Annotated in this window: 16 protein-coding genes; all 16 read right to left on the bottom strand. The window is 71.6% G+C overall.

Annotated elements, in window-relative coordinates; all coding sequences use genetic code 11:
• Nucleotides 1-2 precede the first annotated feature (2 nt).
• The gene (gene atpA, locus ACW69E_RS07995) at nucleotides 3-1574 is read right to left on the bottom strand and encodes a F0F1 ATP synthase subunit alpha (RefSeq protein ID WP_457497483.1); all 1572 of its coding nucleotides are present in this window, start codon (nucleotides 1572-1574) and stop codon (nucleotides 3-5) included.
• A gap of 119 nt (nucleotides 1575-1693) precedes the next feature.
• Nucleotides 1694-2518 carry a F0F1 ATP synthase subunit delta gene (locus ACW69E_RS08000; RefSeq protein WP_457497484.1) on the bottom strand — a complete coding sequence of 275 codons (825 nt, stop codon included), beginning with the start codon at nucleotides 2516-2518 and terminating at the stop codon, nucleotides 1694-1696.
• Nucleotides 2515-3069, bottom strand: a complete 555-nt coding sequence (locus ACW69E_RS08005; RefSeq protein WP_457497485.1) for a F0F1 ATP synthase subunit B — start codon at nucleotides 3067-3069, stop codon at nucleotides 2515-2517. The genes ACW69E_RS08000 and ACW69E_RS08005 overlap by 4 nt, the downstream gene beginning before the upstream one ends.
• A 32-nt stretch (nucleotides 3070-3101) precedes the next feature.
• A complete protein-coding gene (gene atpE / locus ACW69E_RS08010; RefSeq protein WP_031505870.1) occupies nucleotides 3102-3335 on the bottom strand; it encodes an ATP synthase F0 subunit C in 234 nt (77 codons plus the stop codon).
• Between the two features lie 100 nt (nucleotides 3336-3435).
• Nucleotides 3436-4245 (bottom strand): F0F1 ATP synthase subunit A, encoded by an 810-nt coding sequence (gene atpB, locus ACW69E_RS08015; protein WP_457497486.1) that lies wholly within the window; start codon nucleotides 4243-4245, stop codon nucleotides 3436-3438.
• 267 nt (nucleotides 4246-4512) lie between these two features.
• The gene (locus ACW69E_RS08020) at nucleotides 4513-4956 is read right to left on the bottom strand and encodes a hypothetical protein (RefSeq protein ID WP_457497487.1); all 444 of its coding nucleotides are present in this window, start codon (nucleotides 4954-4956) and stop codon (nucleotides 4513-4515) included.
• Nucleotides 4957-5190: 234 nt separating this feature from the next.
• A complete protein-coding gene (locus tag ACW69E_RS08025; protein WP_457497488.1) occupies nucleotides 5191-6528 on the bottom strand; it encodes an MraY family glycosyltransferase in 1338 nt (445 codons plus the stop codon).
• A gap of 108 nt (nucleotides 6529-6636) precedes the next feature.
• Complete coding sequence (locus tag ACW69E_RS08030) at nucleotides 6637-7281, bottom strand: arsenate reductase/protein-tyrosine-phosphatase family protein (protein ID WP_101255645.1); 645 nt, start codon at nucleotides 7279-7281, stop codon at nucleotides 6637-6639.
• Nucleotides 7278-7925, bottom strand: a complete 648-nt coding sequence (locus ACW69E_RS08035; RefSeq protein WP_093847679.1) for an L-threonylcarbamoyladenylate synthase — start codon at nucleotides 7923-7925, stop codon at nucleotides 7278-7280. Before ACW69E_RS08035 ends, ACW69E_RS08030 begins: the two co-directional genes overlap by 4 nt.
• A complete protein-coding gene (prmC, locus tag ACW69E_RS08040) occupies nucleotides 7926-8771 on the bottom strand; it encodes a peptide chain release factor N(5)-glutamine methyltransferase (protein WP_093847681.1) in 846 nt (281 codons plus the stop codon). It lies immediately after the preceding gene.
• A gap of 52 nt (nucleotides 8772-8823) precedes the next feature.
• On the bottom strand, nucleotides 8824-9894 hold the full coding sequence (prfA, locus tag ACW69E_RS08045; protein WP_457497489.1) for a peptide chain release factor 1: 1071 nt from the start codon (nucleotides 9892-9894) through the stop codon (nucleotides 8824-8826).
• Nucleotides 9895-9990: 96 nt separating this feature from the next.
• Nucleotides 9991-10218 (bottom strand): 50S ribosomal protein L31, encoded by a 228-nt coding sequence (gene rpmE / locus ACW69E_RS08050; RefSeq protein ID WP_093661957.1) that lies wholly within the window; start codon nucleotides 10216-10218, stop codon nucleotides 9991-9993.
• Nucleotides 10219-10371: 153 nt separating this feature from the next.
• A complete protein-coding gene (locus ACW69E_RS08055) occupies nucleotides 10372-11505 on the bottom strand; it encodes an LCP family protein (protein ID WP_457497490.1) in 1134 nt (377 codons plus the stop codon).
• A gap of 309 nt (nucleotides 11506-11814) precedes the next feature.
• On the bottom strand, nucleotides 11815-13782 hold the full coding sequence (gene rho / locus ACW69E_RS08060) for a transcription termination factor Rho (RefSeq protein WP_457497491.1): 1968 nt from the start codon (nucleotides 13780-13782) through the stop codon (nucleotides 11815-11817).
• Between the two features lie 393 nt (nucleotides 13783-14175).
• Nucleotides 14176-15102, bottom strand: coding sequence for a homoserine kinase (thrB, locus tag ACW69E_RS08065; RefSeq protein WP_457497492.1), 927 nt, complete (start codon nucleotides 15100-15102; stop codon nucleotides 14176-14178).
• 340 nt (nucleotides 15103-15442) lie between these two features.
• Nucleotides 15443-16522, bottom strand: a complete 1080-nt coding sequence (gene thrC / locus ACW69E_RS08070; protein ID WP_457497623.1) for a threonine synthase — start codon at nucleotides 16520-16522, stop codon at nucleotides 15443-15445.
• Nucleotides 16523-16540 lie beyond the last annotated feature (18 nt).

Here is a 16540-nt window from a genome sequence, read left to right on the forward strand (position 1 = left end):
GCTCAGCCCTCGCCCAGCAGCTTGCCGTCCGAGGTCTCGAACTGCTTCTTGAAGGAGGCGATGGCGTCCGACAGCGACTGGAGGGTGTCGTCGGACATCTTGCCGCCCTCGCGGATGCCGGTCATCAGGTCCTTGCGCTCGCGGTGCAGGTGCTCCAGCAGGTCGCTCTCGAAGCGCCGGATGTCCTCGACGGGGACGTCGTCCATACGGCCGGTGGTGCCCGCCCAGATGGAGACGACCTGGTCCTCGGTCGGGTACGGCGCGTACTGCGACTGCTTGAGCAGCTCGACCATGCGCTTACCGCGCTCCAGCGCCGCCTTGGAGGCGTCGTCCAGGTCGGAACCGAAGGCGGCGAACGCCTCCAGCTCGCGGAACTGGGCGAGGTCCACACGGAGCCGGCCGGAGACCTGCTTCATGGCCTTGTGCTGGGCCGAGCCACCGACTCGGGAGACGGAGATACCGACGTTCAGCGCCGGGCGCTGGCCCGCGTTGAACAGGTCGGACTCCAGGAAGCACTGGCCGTCGGTGATGGAGATGACGTTGGTCGGGATGAACGCCGACACGTCGTTCGCCTTGGTCTCGATGATCGGCAGACCGGTCATCGAACCGGCGCCCATCTCGTCCGAGAGCTTGGCGCAGCGCTCCAGCAGCCGGGAGTGCAGGTAGAAGACGTCGCCCGGGTAGGCCTCGCGGCCCGGCGGACGGCGCAGCAGCAGGGACACGGCGCGGTAGGCGTCGGCCTGCTTGGACAGGTCGTCGAAGATGATCAGGACGTGCTTGCCCTGGTACATCCAGTGCTGGCCGATGGCCGAGCCGGTGTAGGGCGCCAGGTACTTGAAGCCCGCCGGGTCGGACGCCGGGGCGGCGACGATGGTGGTGTACTCCAGCGCGCCGTTCTCCTCCAGCGCCGCGCGCACGGAGGCGATGGTGGAGCCCTTCTGGCCGACGGCGACGTAGATGCAGCGGACCTGCTTGCTCGGGTCGCCGGAGCGCCAGTTGTCGCGCTGGTTGATGATCGTGTCGATCGCCAGGGCCGTCTTGCCGGTCTGGCGGTCGCCGATGATCAGCTGGCGCTGGCCGCGGCCGATCGGGGTCATCGCGTCGACGGCCTTGTAGCCCGTCTCCATCGGCTCGTGCACCGACTTGCGCTGCATGACCGTGGGGGCCTGCAGCTCGAGGGCGCGGCGGCCCTCGGTCTCGATCTCGCCGAGGCCGTCGACCGGGTTGCCCAGCGGGTCGACGACACGGCCGAGGTAACCGTCGCCGACCGCGACGGAGAGGACCTCGCCGGTGCGGCGCACCGTCTGGCCCTCCTCGATGCCGCTGAACTCGCCGAGGACGACCGCGCCGATCTCGCGCTCCTCGAGGTTGAGGGCGAGGCCGAGGGTGCCGTCCTCGAACTTCAGCAGCTCGTTCGCCATGGTCGAGGGAAGACCCTCGACCTTCGCAATGCCGTCACCGGCAAGGCTGACCGTCCCGACCTCTTCGCGCGAGGCCGCGTCCGGCTTGTACGACTGGACGAAGTTCTCCAGCGCGTCCCGGATCTCATCCGGCCGGATCGTGAGCTCCGCCATCTGGGTTCCCTGCTCTCCTTGTTGGGCCCGTATGTGTCTGCTACGGCCCAACTCGGGCCGCCAGTACTGCTTCTTGAGTTGGTGTGGCCTACCGCCCGCGGTGTCCGCCGGCCGTGGGCTCAGCTCGCCATCCGCCGGGTCGCCCCTTCGAGGCGTTCCGAGACGGTGCCGTCGATGATCTCGTCGCCGACCCGCACCCGGATTCCGCCGAGGACCTCCGGGTCCACGTCCAGATTGAGGTGCATCTCCCGCCCGAAGAGCCTCGCCAGGGCCGCGCCGAGGCGCTGCTTCTGGCGGTCACTGAGCGGTACGGCCGAGGTGACCACCGCGACCGAGCGGTCGCGGCGCTCGGCGGCCAGCCTGGAGAGGGCTTCGAGCCCTCCTTCAAGACTACGGCCACGCGGCTGGCGCACGAGGCGGACGACCAGTCGCTCGGTGGCGGGCTTGGCCCGGCCGCCCAGCAGCCGCCGCAGCAGCTCGGTCTTGGCCGCCTTCAGGCTGTCGTCGGTGATCTTGCCGCCGAGAGCCGCACGCAGCTCCGGGGAGGAGGCCACCGTCCGGGCGAACCGGAACAGCTCGTCCTCCACGTCGTCCAGCGTGCCGTCACGCTCGGCCGCGGTGAGGTCGGCGACGTCGGCGAGCTGCTCGACCGCGTCCACCAGGTCGCGCGAGCGCGACCAGCGGGAGCGGACCATACCGGAGACCAGATCGACGGCCTCTCCGCCGACCTGGCCGCCCAGCAGGCGTCCGACCAGCTCGGCCTTGGCCTCGCCGGGCTGCGCCGGGTCGGTCAGGACCCGGCGCAGCGACACCTCGCGGTCGAGCAGCGCGGTGACCGCGGCCAGCTCCTCGGCGAGCCGGGCCGCGTCGACGGACGTGGAGTCCGTCAGCGCGTCCAGTCGCCCGCGGGCGGCGGCCAGTGCCTCGCGACTCGCTCCGTTCATCGGGCGGCTCCAGAGGACTCGGCGGAGACCGCCTTCTCCTCGAGTTCGTCGAGGAAGCGGTCGATCGTGCGGCTCTGCCGGGCGACGTCCTCCAGGGACTCGCCGACCAGCTTGCCGGCCAGGTCGGTGGCGAGCTTGCCAACGTCCTGGCGCAGCGACTGCGCGGCCTGCCGGCGGTCGGCCTCGATCTGGGCGTGGCCCGCGGCGATGATCTCCTCACGCTGCCGCTGGCCTTCCTCGCGCATCTCGGCGATGAGCGCGGCGCCCTGCTCCTGCGCCTCCTGGCGCAGGCGCGCGGCCTCGTGACGAGCCTCGGCGAGCTGGACTCGGTACTCCTCGAGCGTCTGCTGCGCCTCGGCCTGAGCAGCCTCGGCCTTCTCGATGCCCCCCTCGATCGCCTCGCGGCGCTCGTCCAGGGCCTTGTTGATGGCCGGGAGGAGCTTCTTGGCGAACACGAAGAAGACGATGCCGAAGGCGATCAGGCCGATGACGACCTCGGGCCAGACCGGAAGCAGCGGGGACTGCGGTTCCGAAGCTGCCAGGTTCATCATGGTGGACCTTTCGTCGATTTCAGCTGCCTGTATCAGCTGAGGATGAAGGGAACGACGAAGCCGATCAGCGCCAGGGCCTCGACGACCGCGAAACCGAGCAGCATGTTCTGGCGGATGAGGCCGGCGGCCTCGGGCTGGCGGGCGATGGCCTGCACACCGTTACCGAAGATGATGCCGATGCCGATACCGGGGCCGATCGCGGCGAGGCCGTAGCCGATGGTGCCGACGTTGCCTTCGACAGCTGCGAGGGTCTCCAGAGCAGACATTCCTTGGGTTCCTTCTCTTGGTGGGCCGGTGGGTGGTTGGTCCACCGGACGTCTGGGGTTGGGCGGGTGGTGGCTGGTCGGGACCGCGGTGCCGGTCCGGTCAGTGCGCCTCTTCCAGGGCCTGGGAGAGGTAGGTGGCGGTCAGCACGGTGAAGACGTAGGCCTGCAGCGCCTGGATGAACAGCTCGAAGACCGTCAGCACCACGGTCATCGCGAACGAGGCGGTCGCGTAGAGGGTGCCGAGGAAGGTGCCGAGCATGTACCAGGTGGCGATCGTGAAGATCAGGATCAGGATGTGGCCGGCGAACATGTTCGCGAAGAGCCGGACCGCCAGCGTGAAGGGCCGCACGAAGATGTTGGAGATGAACTCGATCGGCGTGAGCAGCACGTAGATCGGCTTGGGCAGACCGCCGGGGACACAGAGGTTGCGGATGCCGCCGACGAAACCGTTCGTCTTGAACGTCACCGTCATGTAGGTGACCCAGACCACGAACGCGAGGCCGGCCGGGTAGGCGATGACCGAGCTGACCGGGAACTGGGCGATGGGGATGATCGCCCAGAGGTTCAGCATCCACACGAAGAAGAACAGCGACACCAGCAGCGGGACGAAGGCGTCGCCCTTCTTGCCCATCACCTCCCGGGCGATGCCCCGGCGCACGAACTCGTACAGCGCCTCGGCGACCATCTGCAGCTTGCCGGGGACCACCTTGGGCTTGGAGAACGCCGCCCAGAAGAACGTGAGGATCGCGGCCGTGCCGATGAGCGCGAGGAGCATCGGCTTGTTGAACTCGAACCCGCCGACCTCGAAGATCGGGTCGAAGAGGAACGACCACACACTGGGGGCCTCGAAGCCACAGTCCTTGAACAGGTGGCAGTCAACCTCGAAGGCGAGCAACTGGTCACTACTCACCGCGAGCTCCTTCGGTCGGACGCATGGGTACGGCTACCTCGGGGGGTCGGCATGGCGCTGGGCCACGGGGCGGCACTGGACTGGGGGTGGGCGGGAGGGAGCCGGCCGGCGCGGCGGCAGGACGGCCCGTGAAGAGGCGAGGAGCGTCCGGCGCTGTCCCGCACAGCGCCTTCTCCAAGGCTCGCGGCCCTCTCGGCGTCGGACGATAGCAGCCCGGCGGGTGTGGCTTCCCACCGCCCCTGCCCGGAGCCTTCGCGCTGTTCCCGATCACGCGCGGGTTTCCGCGGCGGAGGAGCCCGTGGATCCCTTGCCGGTCCCGGCGGGCTCCACGTACGGGGTCTTGAGGCGGGTGTGCGTCCACGCCTGGGCGGCGAGCCACACCAGGAGGCAGGCCAGCACCGTGAAGCCGAACACACGGCCGTCCATGAAGGTGGCGTCCCGCAGGAGCCTCATCACCACGAACATGGCGATCACCTGGGTCGTGTAGACCAGGAATCCCGCTCCGAGGAGGAGTTCGGGCCACTGCCGTCCGACCCGGCCGAGCACATGGAGGCCCGCGCCGAAGAACGCGAGCACCACCACGGTGGCCAGGCCTGCTCCCAGGGCGCCCTCGCCTCCCGAGACGACCGCGCCGACGATCACGCCGACCAGGCCGGCACCGGCTGAGGGAATCGCGGCGCCACGAAGGATCCGGGCGTCGTTCGACTGCATAAACGCTGCTCCAGCAGGGTGGTCTACGGGGGGCGGTGCGTGACCTTCGAAAGCTGTGGTCGCCCGGCGGAACGGACTCGCTGATCGGGGGCACTGGAGGCCACCGGCCTTCTCGCCGGACTCGTGAACGGTATCACAAACTATTTGATGAGGTCTTTACCTAGTTCGTGTGCGGACTGTCACACGAGTGGGTCAGCCGGCGGTACCCCACGGGGACGAACGGCGGCGGGACTGCTATGAGCGGTGGTCGGCCGTGGGGCGGCCGTCGCGCACCAGGCGATCGTACTCGCCGAGCGCCGTCGCCCCCGCGGGCCGCCGCCCGGCCTCCGGACCGGTCCCCGCGCCCTCGTCCACGTCCGCGCCCTCGTCCACCGCCTCCGTCCCGGACCGCCGGCCCGGACCGCGCCGGGAGCGGTAGCGCGGCGGCACGAGCCGCTGCGCCCAGCCGGGCACCCTCGGGGTAAACCTCGGCAGCAGCAGGATCACCAGCCCCACCGCGCTCAGCAGCACGATCGCGAGCACGATGACCAGACTGGAGGAGCGCACCGAGAAGGCCACCGCGCCGAAGGCGATCAGCGCCGACCAGAAGTACATGATCAGCACCGCCCGGCTGTGGGAGTGGCCGATCTCCAGCAGCCGGTGGTGCAGATGGCCGCGGTCGGCGGCGAACGGCGACTGGCCCCGCCAGGTGCGCCGCACCACCGCCAGCACCAGGTCGGCGATGGGCACCGCGATGATCGTCAGCGGCAGCAGCACCGGCATGTAGACCGGCACCATCGTCTGGACCGTGGTCTTGACCGAGCCGGTGGTGTCGGTGATGACGTCCGGATCGACCTGGCCGGTGATGGAGACCGCCCCGGCGGCCAGCACCAGGCCGATGAGCATCGATCCGGAGTCGCCCATGAAGATCCGCGCGGGGTGCATGTTGTGCGGCAGGAAGCCCAGGCACATGCCCATCAGGACGGCGGCGAAGAGCGTCGCGGGGGCCGCGGCCTCGATGCCGTAGCCGTACCAGATCCGGTAGGCGTACATGAAGAACGCCGCGGCCGCGATGCCGACCATGCCCGAGGCCAGGCCGTCCAGGCCGTCGACGAAGTTGACCGCGTTGATGGTGACGACGACCACCGCCACCGTCAGCAGCGTGCCCTGCAGCGGGGTCAGCGCGACGTTGCCCACGCCCGGCACCGGCAGCCACAGGATCGTCAGGCCCTGCCAGACCATCACGCCCGCGGCGATCATCTGGCCGCCTAGCTTGATCAGCGCGTCCACGCCCCACTTGTCGTCCAGGACGCCCAGCAGCCAGATCAGGCCCGCGCCGGCCAGCAGCGCACGGGGCTCGTCGGAGAGCCGGAAGACGTCGCCGACGTTGGTGAGCTGGGAGGCCACCAGCAGGCCCGCGCACAGCCCGCCGAACATGGCGATGCCGCCGAGCCGGGGCGTCGGTTCACGGTGCACGTCACGGGCACGGATCTCGGGCATCGCGCCCGCCGCGATCGCGAACTTCCTCACCGGACCGGTGAGGAGGTAGGTGACCGCGGCCGTGACGCACAGCGTCAGCAGGTATTCACGCACGGATTCCCCATGACTCTCGCGGGCTCCCCGGGCCCACGCCCGGGACACCACACCTTAGACAACGGCCCGGCACCGGCGGTCGCGAGCCCGGCACCGCCCGGTACGGTCTCACGTCCGCGCCGGGACCCCCGTCAGGGCCGTGACCACCGGATCCAGCGCCGCGTTGATCTCCTCGCCGACACTGCGGAAGTAGGTGATGGGGGCGCCGTAGGGATCGTAGACCTCGTCGGCCTCCGCACTGGGCGCCAGCAGCCAGCCGCGCAGTGCCGCGGCGGCCCGCACCAGGGCCCGGGCGCGCCCGACCACCCCGCCGTCGGCGTCCGGGCCGGGCAGGGTGGCGGGGTCGATCGCCCGCACCAGGCGGGTGAACTCCTTGAGGGTGAAGGTGCGCAGCCCCGCGGAGTGCCCCATGGAGATCACCTGCGCCCGGTGGTCGCGGGTGGCGGTCAGCACCAGGTCGGCCCTGATGACGTGCTCGTCCAGCAGTTCGCGGCCGAGGAAGCCGGACGGGTCCGCGCCGTACTCCAGCAGGACCTCCGCCGCGTGCTCCTCCATCGGCGCGCCCTCGTGCCCCCATGTCCCCGCGCTCTCCACCACCAGTCCGCCGGCCCGCTCGTCGCCGAGTCTGGCCACCAGGGCATGCCTGGTCAGCCGCTCGGTGATGGGCGAACGGCAGACGTTTCCGGTGGAGACGTGGAGGATGCGGAAGACCGGTATGCCATGCTCCTCGGACGCCCCGGCGGGCGGGGTCAACTGGCGGCCTCGAGGCCGGGTACGACCTTGCGCAGCTCCTCCGCGCTGATCGCGCCCGCACGCAGCAGCCTGGGCACCGGGCCGGTGACGTCGACGATCGAGGAGGGCACGGAGTCGGGGGTGGGGCCGCCGTCGAGGTAGACGGCGACGGAGTCGCCCAGCATCTCCTGCGCGGCGTCGCAGGTCTGCGGGGCGGGGTGGCCGGTGAGGTTGGCCGACGACACCGCCATCGGACCGGTCTCGGTCAGCAGCTCGATCGCCACCGGGTGCAGCGGCATGCGGACGGCGACCGTGCCGCCGGTCTCGCCCAGGTCCCAGGTGAGCGACGGCTGGTGGCGGGCGACGAGGGTGAGCGCGCCGGGCCAGAAGGCGTCCACCAGCTCCCACGCCTGCTCGGAGAAGTCGGTGACCAGGCCGTGCAGGGTGTTGGGGGAGCCGATCAGGACGGGCGAGGGCATGCCGCGCCCGCGTCCCTTGGCCTCCAGCAGGTCACCGACGGCCTCCGGGGTGAAGGCGTCGGCGCCGATGCCGTAGACCGTGTCCGTGGGGAGCACGACGAGTTCGCCTCGGCGGACCGCCGAGGCGGCCTCGCGCAGGCCGGTCGCGCGGTCGGTCGCGTCGGAGCAGTCGTAACGCCGTGCCATTTACGGCACCTCCCTGCGGGCTGTGGCAAAACGGGGCCGGTTGTTGAGGTCGGGGTGGTCCGCGGCGTCCGCCCAGCCGCGGTCCTCGGTGAAGATCCAGGGGACCTGGCCGCCCTGGGTGTCGGCGTGCTCGACGACGACCAGGCCGCCGGGGCGCAGCAGGCGGTGCGCGGTGCGTTCGATGCCGCGGATGACGTCCAGTCCGTCCTCGCCGGAGAACAACGCCATCTGCGGGTCGTGGTCACGTGCCTCGGGGGCGACGTACTCCCATTCGGTGAGCGGGATGTAGGGCGGGTTGGAGATGACGAGGTCGACCTGGCCGTCCAGCTCGGGCAGGGCGGTCGTGGCGTCGCCGTGGTGCAGGGTGACGCGGGAGCCCTCGGTGTTCTTCCGGGCCCACTCCAGCGCCCCCTCGTCCAGCTCCACGGCGTGCACGCGCGAGCGCGGCACCTCCTGGGCGAGTGCGAGCGCGATGGCCCCGGAGCCGGTGCACAGGTCGACGATCAAAGGCTCGGCGACGTCCATGGCGCGCACGGCGTCTATCGCCCAGCCGACCACGGACTCGGTCTCGGGGCGCGGCACGAACACCCCCGGGCCCACCTGGAGTTCCAGGTAGCGGAAGAAGGCCCGGCCGGTGATGTGCTGGAGCGGCTCGCGGGCCTCGCGGCGGGCGACGGCCTCCCAGTAGCGGGCGTCGAAGTCGGCGTCGGCGACGCGGTGCAGTTCCCCCCGCCTGACGCCGTGCACGTACGCCGCCAGCTCCTCCGCGTCGAAGCGCGGGGAGGGCACTCCGGCGTCGGCGAGCCGCTGGGTGGCCTGGGCCACCTCGGCGAGCAGTACGTTCACGTTCCTCGTCCTCCACCCGTCCCTGCGCGCCCCGCCCCGGGGCGCCGCACGGTTACTGAGCCGCGGCCAGCTTGGCCGCGGAGTCGGCGTCCACGCACGCCTGGACCACCGCGTCCAGGTCGCCGTCCAGCACCTGGTCCAGGTTGTACGCCTTGAAGCCCACCCGGTGGTCCGAGATCCGGTTCTCCGGGAAGTTGTAGGTGCGCACCCGCTCCGACCGGTCCACCGTACGCACCTGGCTGCGGCGCGCGTCGGAGGCCTCCCTCTCCGCCTCCTCCTGGGCCGCCGCCAGCAGGCGGGCGCGCAGGATGCGCAGCGCCTGCTCCTTGTTCTGCAGCTGGCTCTTCTCGTTCTGGCAGGAGACGACGATGCCGGTGGGCACGTGGGTAATGCGGACGGCGGAGTCGGTGGTGTTCACGGACTGGCCGCCGGGGCCGGAGGAGCGGTAGACGTCGATGCGCAGGTCGTTCGGATTGATCTCGACGTCGACGTCCTCGGCCTCGGGAAGGACGAGGACTCCGGCGGCGGAGGTGTGGATGCGGCCCTGGGACTCGGTGGCGGGCACCCGCTGGACGCGGTGGACGCCGCCCTCGTACTTCAGCCGGGCCCACACGCCCTGGCCGGGCTCGGTGCCGTTCTTGGTCTTCACCGCGACCTGGACGTCCTTGTAGCCGCCGAGGTCGGACTCGTTGGCCTCGATGATCTCGGTCTTCCAGCCCTGCCGCTCGGCGTAGCGCAGGTACATGCGCAGCAGGTCGCCGGCGAACAGCGCGGACTCCTCACCGCCCTCGCCCGCCTTGATCTCCAGGATGACGTCCTTGTCGTCGCTGGGGTCGCGCGGGACGAGCAGCAGCCGCAGCCGTTCGGTGAGCTCCTCGCGCCGGGTCTCCAGCTCCTTGACCTCGGCGGCGAAGTCGGGGTCGTCGGCGGCCAGCTCGCGGGCGGTGGCGATGTCGTCGCCGGTGCGCTTCCAGTCGTGGTACGCGCCCACGACCGGGGTCAGCTCGGCGTAGCGCTTGCCCAGCCTGCGGGCGTTGGCCTGGTCCGCGTGGACGGCGGGGTCGGCGAGCCGCTTCTCGAGGTCGGCGTGCTCGCCGATCAGTTCCTCGACCGCCTCGAACATCGTTGAGTCCTTCGTGTGGGGAGAGGGCTGCCGGGACGGCAAAACGCCGGTCCGGCCCTCCCTGGGGGGACGGCCGAGGACCGGCGTTCGGGGTCGCTACTTCTTGTTCCTCGACCCGGCGTTCTTGCCGAAGCGGGCCTCGAAGCGGGCCACACGGCCACCGGTGTCGAGGATCTTCTGCTTGCCCGTGTAGAACGGGTGGCACGCGGAGCACACGTCGGCGCGGATGGTGCCGTCGGTGACGGTGCTACGGGTGGTGAAGGAGTTTCCGCAGGTGCAGCTGACCTGGGTCTCCACGTACTCCGGGTGGATGTCGCGCTTCAAGGTCTCTCCTAGGTATCGGGAGGGTTCCGGGTCGCACCGGCTCCTCGCGCCCGACGGTCGGGCGACGGGGATGGCTGCCTGCGCGTGAACCGGGACCGACGCACCAGTCTGCCACTACTGGCCGCACCTCCCAAAACCAGGTGGCGGAGGATGCTATTCCCCGGTCCGCCCGGCTCCCTCCGCCTCCACCGCGTCCTCGGCCTCCGTGGCCTCCCGGGCCGCGGACCCCTCGGTGGCGGAGTCGGGGATCGGCCGGTCCGCCTTGAGCGCGTCCCAGATCCGCTCCGTCTGCACCCCGATCGGCACCAACCGGTTGGGGTCGGCGGAGGAGTAGCGCACCGGCAGGGTGACCATCTCGATGTCCCGCGAGTCGATTCCCTTCACGGCCCCGGCCAGGCCGGCCAGGTCCGGGACCGACGCCAGGGCCGCGTCGGTGGTGAGGTGGGCGGTGACGGTGTCGAGGAGGTCGTAGGTCTTCTTGGGGTCGGAGAACACCCCGATCTCCCCCACCCGGTCGGCGAGGGCGCCGACGAAGGCGTGCTGGAGCTTTATGCGGCCCAGGTCGCTGCCGTTGCCCACGCCCTTGCGGGTGCGGACCAGGGCCAGGGCCCGCTCCCCGTCCAGGGTGTGGCGTCCCGGCTCCAGCTCCAGCCGGCTGTCCTCGTCCTCGATCGGTTCGGCGACGGTGACCTCCACCCCGCCCAGTTCGTCGACCACCTTCTCGAAGCCGGTGAAGTCGAGCTCGATGTAGTGGTCCATGCGGATGCCGGTCATCGACTCGACCGTCTTGACGGTGCAGGCCGGGCCGCCGATCTCGTACGCCTGGTTGAACATCGCGCGCCGGGCGGCGGGCGCCGTGCCGCCGCCGGTCTTCTCGCACTCGGGCCGCTCGACGAGGGTGTCGCGGGGGATGGAGACGATGGAGGCCCGGTCGTGCGCCTTGTTGATGTGGACGATCATCGCGGTGTCGGAGCGGGCGGTGCCGTCGTCGCGGCCGTAGCGGGAGTTGTCCCCGGCGCGGGTGTCGGAGCCGAGCAGGAGGATGTCCAGCGTGCCGTCGGGGACGTCGGCGGGCCGGTCGGGGCCCAGGACGGAGTCGATGTCGACACCGGCGATGTTGCCGTCGATCCTGAGGTAGACGAGCCCGAGTCCGGCCCCGGCCAGCACGAGGGCGCCGACCGTGGCCCACGCGGCCGCGTACAGCCCCCTGCGCCGCCGCGGGCGCGGGCCGCGGCGTTCCCGTCCGCCGCTTCCCCCGCCGCCTGTGGTGGTGTCCTCGTCCGCCATGTCGTTCCTCGTCTGCCGTATCTCTCCCCTGTCGTGTGGGGGCTGTCGCGGGGCCGTCCGGCGCCTGCCGGGGCCGCCTGGCCGGGGCGGGCCGGGTCGGGCCGGGCCGGGCGGACAGCGGGGACCTCCTTCTCCACTTGCGACGGCGTACCCCCATCGGGCCTGATCACTCCGCGCCTCCCTCCGGGGCGGGCCGCGGAGGCGGGCAGGAGCGGGTACGGCGGCGACGGAACGGTGACACACTGCGAGGGCCGCCCCACCGTGTGCGGTGGGGCGGCCCTCGCCGTGCCGTGCTGCGCCGAGCGCCGGTCAGTCGCCGTTGCCGGGCGCCGGCGTCGTCTTCTGGATCTGCATCAGGAACTCGGCGTTCGACTTCGTCTGCTTCATCTTGTCCAGCAGCAGCTCGATGGCCTGCTGCTGGTCCAGCGCGTGCAGGACGCGCCGCAGCTTCCAGACGATGCCCAGCTCCTCGGCACCCATCAGGATCTCCTCCTTGCGGGTGCCGGACGCGTCGACGTCCACCGCCGGGAAGATCCGCTTGTCGGCGAGCTTCCGGTCGAGCTTGAGCTCCATGTTGCCGGTGCCCTTGAACTCCTCGAAGATGACCTCGTCCATCCGCGAGCCGGTCTCGACCAGCGCGGCGGCCAGGATCGTCAGGGAGCCGCCGTCCTCGATGTTCCGCGCGGCGCCGAAGAACTTCTTCGGCGGGTAGAGCGCGGTGGAGTCGACACCACCGGACAGGATGCGGCCCGACGCGGGGGCGGCCAGGTTGTACGCGCGGCCCAGGCGGGTGATGTTGTCCAGCAGCACCACCACGTCGTGGCCGAGCTCCACCAGCCGCTTGGCCCGCTCGATGGCCAGCTCGGCGATGGTGGTGTGGTCCTCCGCGGGGCGGTCGAAGGTCGAGGAGATGACCTCGCCCTTGACCGACCGCTGCATGTCGGTGACCTCCTCCGGCCGCTCGTCCACGAGCACGACCATCAGGTGGCACTCGGGGTTGTTGCGGGTGATGGAGTTGGCGATCGACTGCAGGACCGTGGTCTTGCCCGCCTTCGGCGGGGCCACGATCAGACCGCGCTGCCCCTTGCCGATGGGCGAGACCAGATCGATGATCCGCGAGGTGAGGTGGTTCGGCTCGGTCTCCAGCCGCAGCCGCTCCTGCGGGTACAGCGGGGTGAGCTTGCCGAACTCGGGCCGGCCCTTGCCGCTCTCGGGCGACATGCCGTTCACCGAGTCCAGGCGGACCAGCGCGTTGAACTTCTCGCGCCGCTCGCCCTCGCGCGGCTGGCGCACCGCGCCGGTGACGTGGTCGCCCTTGCGCAGGCCGTTCTTGCGGACCTGGGCCAGGGAGACGTACACGTCGTTCGGGCCGGGCAGGTAGCCGGAGGTGCGCACGAACGCGTAGTTGTCGAGGATGTCCAGGATTCCGGCGACCGGGATCAGGACGTCGTCCTCGGAGACCTGCGGCTCGGCGGCGAAGTCGTCGCGGCCCCGGCGGCCCCGGCGGTCGCGGTAGCGGCCCCGGCGGCCGCGGCGGCCGCCCTCGAAGTCGTCGTCGCGGTCACCGCGGTTGTCGCGGTCACCGCGGTCGCGGCCCTGGCGGTTGCCGCCGTCCTGCCGGTTGCCGCCGTCCTGGCCCTGCTGCTGGCCGCCGTCCTTGCCGCGGCGGTCGCGCTGGCGGCCCTTGCCCTGGCGGTCGCCGCCCTTGTCCTGGCGGTCGCCCTTGTCCTGCTGCTTTTCCTGCTTGTCCTGCCTGCCGCCGTCGCCCCGGCCCTCGGCGGGCCTGTCCTCGGCGGTCTCGGCGGCGGCCGGGGCCTCGGCGCTCCTGCCCTCGGCCCCCTTGCCGCGGCGGCGGCGCTCGCCGGCGGGCTCGTCGCTGACGGGCTGGCCGGGGATGTCGATCTGCTGCTGAGCGGCCTCGTCGGCGGCGCCCTCGGCGCTCTCGCCCGTACGCGCCTTGGAGGTCGCGCGGCGGCGCGGCTTGCTCTCGGCGGGGGTGGCCGGTGCCTCGGCGGCGGCGGGGGCGGGGCCCGAGCCGTTCTCGGCCTGCCTGGCCCGGATCGTCTCGATCAGCTGGCTCTTGCGCATCCGCGCCGTGCCCTTGATACCGAGACCGGAGGCGACTTGCTGCAGCTCGGCGAGAACCATGCCCTCGAGGCCCGTGCCGGAGCGGCGACGCCTGGGGGCGGTACCGGATGCGGGCGCGGCAGGGGCGTCCGTGGCGGGCGCGGCGGCTTCGGCGGCGTCCACGCCCATCAGATCGGTGGTATCGCTCACGAAGGGTCCTTCCCTGGAGCGGGCGTCGGCCTGTCTGGCTCGGCGACCGGTTGTGCTGTCCGGCGGCGGTCTTCGTCTCGACCGGGCCGGGGCGGTGGTTCCGCCCGGATGTACGGCGGAGGAATCAGTACATAGTCAATACGTGGTGTGGCGTGAGGGGATGACGTGCGTCAATCACGCCGTTCCGGAGCGAGCTCGGCACTGCTCGGCAGGCTGCTCAGGCAGTTCTGGAGGCTCCCGGAAGAAGGAGTGGCCCCGTATGGGACTGTACCCATGGGATCACGGAGAGCACCGCACCGCCCTCGGGTCGTCCCAGGAGGCTGCGAGTGCAGACTTGAGGTTAACACTACCGGACCCAACAAACATTCCCCCTCCCCAAGGCCCGCATTCGTGTCACCGGCCCGTGCCGGCCAGCGGCAGCACACCGGCTCCCGCCGTGTCGAGGGACAGCCGGTTGGCCGCCCATCCGTCGCCCGCCAGACGCGCGACCCTGTCGGCCGTGGCGTCCCGCGCCAGCGCCAGAACCGTGGGCCCGGCACCGGAGATGACGGCCGGCACCCCGTCGGCGCGCAGCCGGTGCACCAGTTCCACGCTCTCCTCCATCGCGGGGGCGCGGTACTCCTGGTGGAGCCGGTCCTCGGTGGCCGGCAGCAGGAGTTCGGGGCGGCGGGTCAGCGCCTCGACGAGCAGTGCGGCGCGGCCGGCGTTGGCGGCGGCGTCCACATGGGGGACGGTACGGGGGAGCAGTCCGCGGGCGGTCTCGGTGAGCACCGGCCGGTCGGGGACGAAGACCACCGGGACGACGGCGGGGTCCGGGTCCATCCTGATCGCCCGCGCCGCGCCCCCGTCCGTCCAGGCGAGGGTGAAACCGCCGAGCAGGCAGGCGGCCACGTTGTCGGGGTGTCCCTCTATCTCGGTGGCCAGCTCCAGCAGGGCGGTGTCGTCGAGTTTCTCGGCGCCGCCGGTGGTCACCGCGCGGGCGGCGATGATGCCCGCGCAGATGGCCGCGGAGGAGGAGCCCAGGCCGCGGCCGTGCGGGATGCGGTTGGCGCAGACGACCTCCAGGCCGCGCGGCTGGCCGCCCAGCAGGTCGAAGGCCGTGCGCAGGGAGCGTACGAGCAGGTGGCTCTCGTCGCGGGGCAGGGTGTCGGCGCCCTCGCCGGCGATGTCGATGTGCAGTCCGGAGTCGGCGACGCGGACCACGACGTCGTCGTACAGGCCGAGGGCCAGACCGAGGGCGTCGAAGCCGGGACCGAGGTTTGCGCTGGTGGCGGGGGTGCGCACCCGGACGGCGGCGGCGCGGAACGCGGGACCGGCCATCGCTCGTTGACTCTCCTTGGTGTGACTGTCCTGCGGGGACTGTGGTGCTCGGATGCTCGGTCGGATGTGCGGGCGGACGCCGGTCCGGCGCGGGACGCGGACGCGCGGCGGGACGCCTTCGGGAACCGCGGCTGAAGCCGGACCGGTCCACTGACCTCTGGCACATGCCGTATGACAGGTCGGGACGTGACTCCCACCCTATCGAAGGACGGTTCGGTGGCGGTACAGGGCGTACGGGAGGCGCACGATGCGTGTCGCGCGCTGCCGGTGCGCCCCCGTGCCGGGTGCGGCCCCTGGCGGGCGCGCACCCGGCGCGGAGGGCGTCACGGGCCCGGCGCCCTCACACCAGGCCGAGGCGCTCGGCCGCGGCGTCCGCGTCGACGGGTACGACGGTCGGCTGGGGAGCGCCCTGCACGGCCCAGTCCGGGTCCTTCAGGCCGTTGCCGGTGACGGTGCAGACGATCCGCTGGCCGGGGTCGACCTTCCCCTGCTCGGCCGCCTTGAGCAGACCGGCGACCGAGGCGGCCGAGGCCGGCTCGACGAAGACGCCCTCCTGCGCGGCCAGCAGCCGGTAGGCGGCCAGGATCTGACGGTCGGTCACCTCGTCGATGAGCCCGCCGGACTCGTCGCGGGCCGCCTCCGCGTGCTCCCAGGAGGCCGGGTTGCCGATGCGGATGGCGGTGGCGATGGTGCGCGGGTCCTTGACCGGCTCGCCCCGCACGATGGGCGCCGAGCCGGAGGCCTGGAAGCCCCACATCCGCGGTGTGCGCGAGGCGTGGACCCCGCCGTCGGGACCGGGCGCGGCGTACTCCCGGTAGCCCCTCCAGTAGGCGGTGATGTTGCCCGCGTTGCCGACCGGCAGGACGTGGATGTCGGGGGCGTCGCCGAGCATGTCGACGACCTCGAACGCCGCGGTCTTCTGGCCCTCGATCCGCACCGGGTTGACCGAGTTGACCAGCGACACCGGGTAGTTGTCGGACAGGCCGCGCGCCAGGGTGAGGCAGTCGTCGAAGTTCCCGTCGACCTGGAGGATGCTGGCGCCGTGCACCAGCGCCTGGCCCATCTTGCCCATCGCGATCTTGCCCTGCGGCACCAGCACCGCGCAGACCATCCCCGCGCGCACCGCGTAGGCGGCGGCCGAGGCGGAGGTGTTGCCGGTGGAGGCGCAGATGACGGCCTTCGCGCCCTCCTCCCTGGCGCGGCTGATGGCCATCGTCATCCCGCGGTCCTTGAAGGATCCGGTGGGGTTGGCGCCCTCGACCTTGAGGTGGACCTCGCAGCCGGTGCGCTCGGAGAGCACCTGCGCGGGCACGAGCGGGGTGCCGCCCTCGCGCAGGGTGACGACGGGGGTGGACTCGGTGACCGGAAGCCGGTCGCGGTACTCCTCGATGATGCCCCGCCACTGGTGGGTGCCGGACATTCGAGGAGTGCTGGTGCT

The organism is Streptomyces sp. SS8 (assembly GCF_054072955.1).

What these genes read in the sequence shown, in the direction of transcription:
- atpA (WP_457497483.1), bottom strand. Translation starts at nt 1,574, where the DNA reads ATGGCGGAGCTCACGATCCGGCCGGATGAGATCCGGGACGCGCTGGAG.
- ACW69E_RS08000 (WP_457497484.1), bottom strand. Translation starts at nt 2,518, where the DNA reads ATGAACGGAGCGAGTCGCGAGGCACTGGCCGCCGCCCGCGGGCGACTG.
- ACW69E_RS08005 (WP_457497485.1), bottom strand. Translation starts at nt 3,069, where the DNA reads ATGATGAACCTGGCAGCTTCGGAACCGCAGTCCCCGCTGCTTCCGGTC.
- atpE (WP_031505870.1), bottom strand. Translation starts at nt 3,335, where the DNA reads ATGTCTGCTCTGGAGACCCTCGCAGCTGTCGAAGGCAACGTCGGCACC.
- ACW69E_RS08020 (WP_457497487.1), bottom strand. Translation starts at nt 4,956, where the DNA reads ATGCAGTCGAACGACGCCCGGATCCTTCGTGGCGCCGCGATTCCCTCA.
- ACW69E_RS08035 (WP_093847679.1), bottom strand. Translation starts at nt 7,925, where the DNA reads ATGGCACGGCGTTACGACTGCTCCGACGCGACCGACCGCGCGACCGGC.
- prfA (WP_457497489.1), bottom strand. Translation starts at nt 9,894, where the DNA reads ATGTTCGAGGCGGTCGAGGAACTGATCGGCGAGCACGCCGACCTCGAG.
- ACW69E_RS08055 (WP_457497490.1), bottom strand. Translation starts at nt 11,505, where the DNA reads ATGGCGGACGAGGACACCACCACAGGCGGCGGGGGAAGCGGCGGACGG.
- thrB (WP_457497492.1), bottom strand. Translation starts at nt 15,102, where the DNA reads ATGGCCGGTCCCGCGTTCCGCGCCGCCGCCGTCCGGGTGCGCACCCCC.
- thrC (WP_457497623.1), bottom strand. Translation starts at nt 16,522, where the DNA reads ATGTCCGGCACCCACCAGTGGCGGGGCATCATCGAGGAGTACCGCGAC.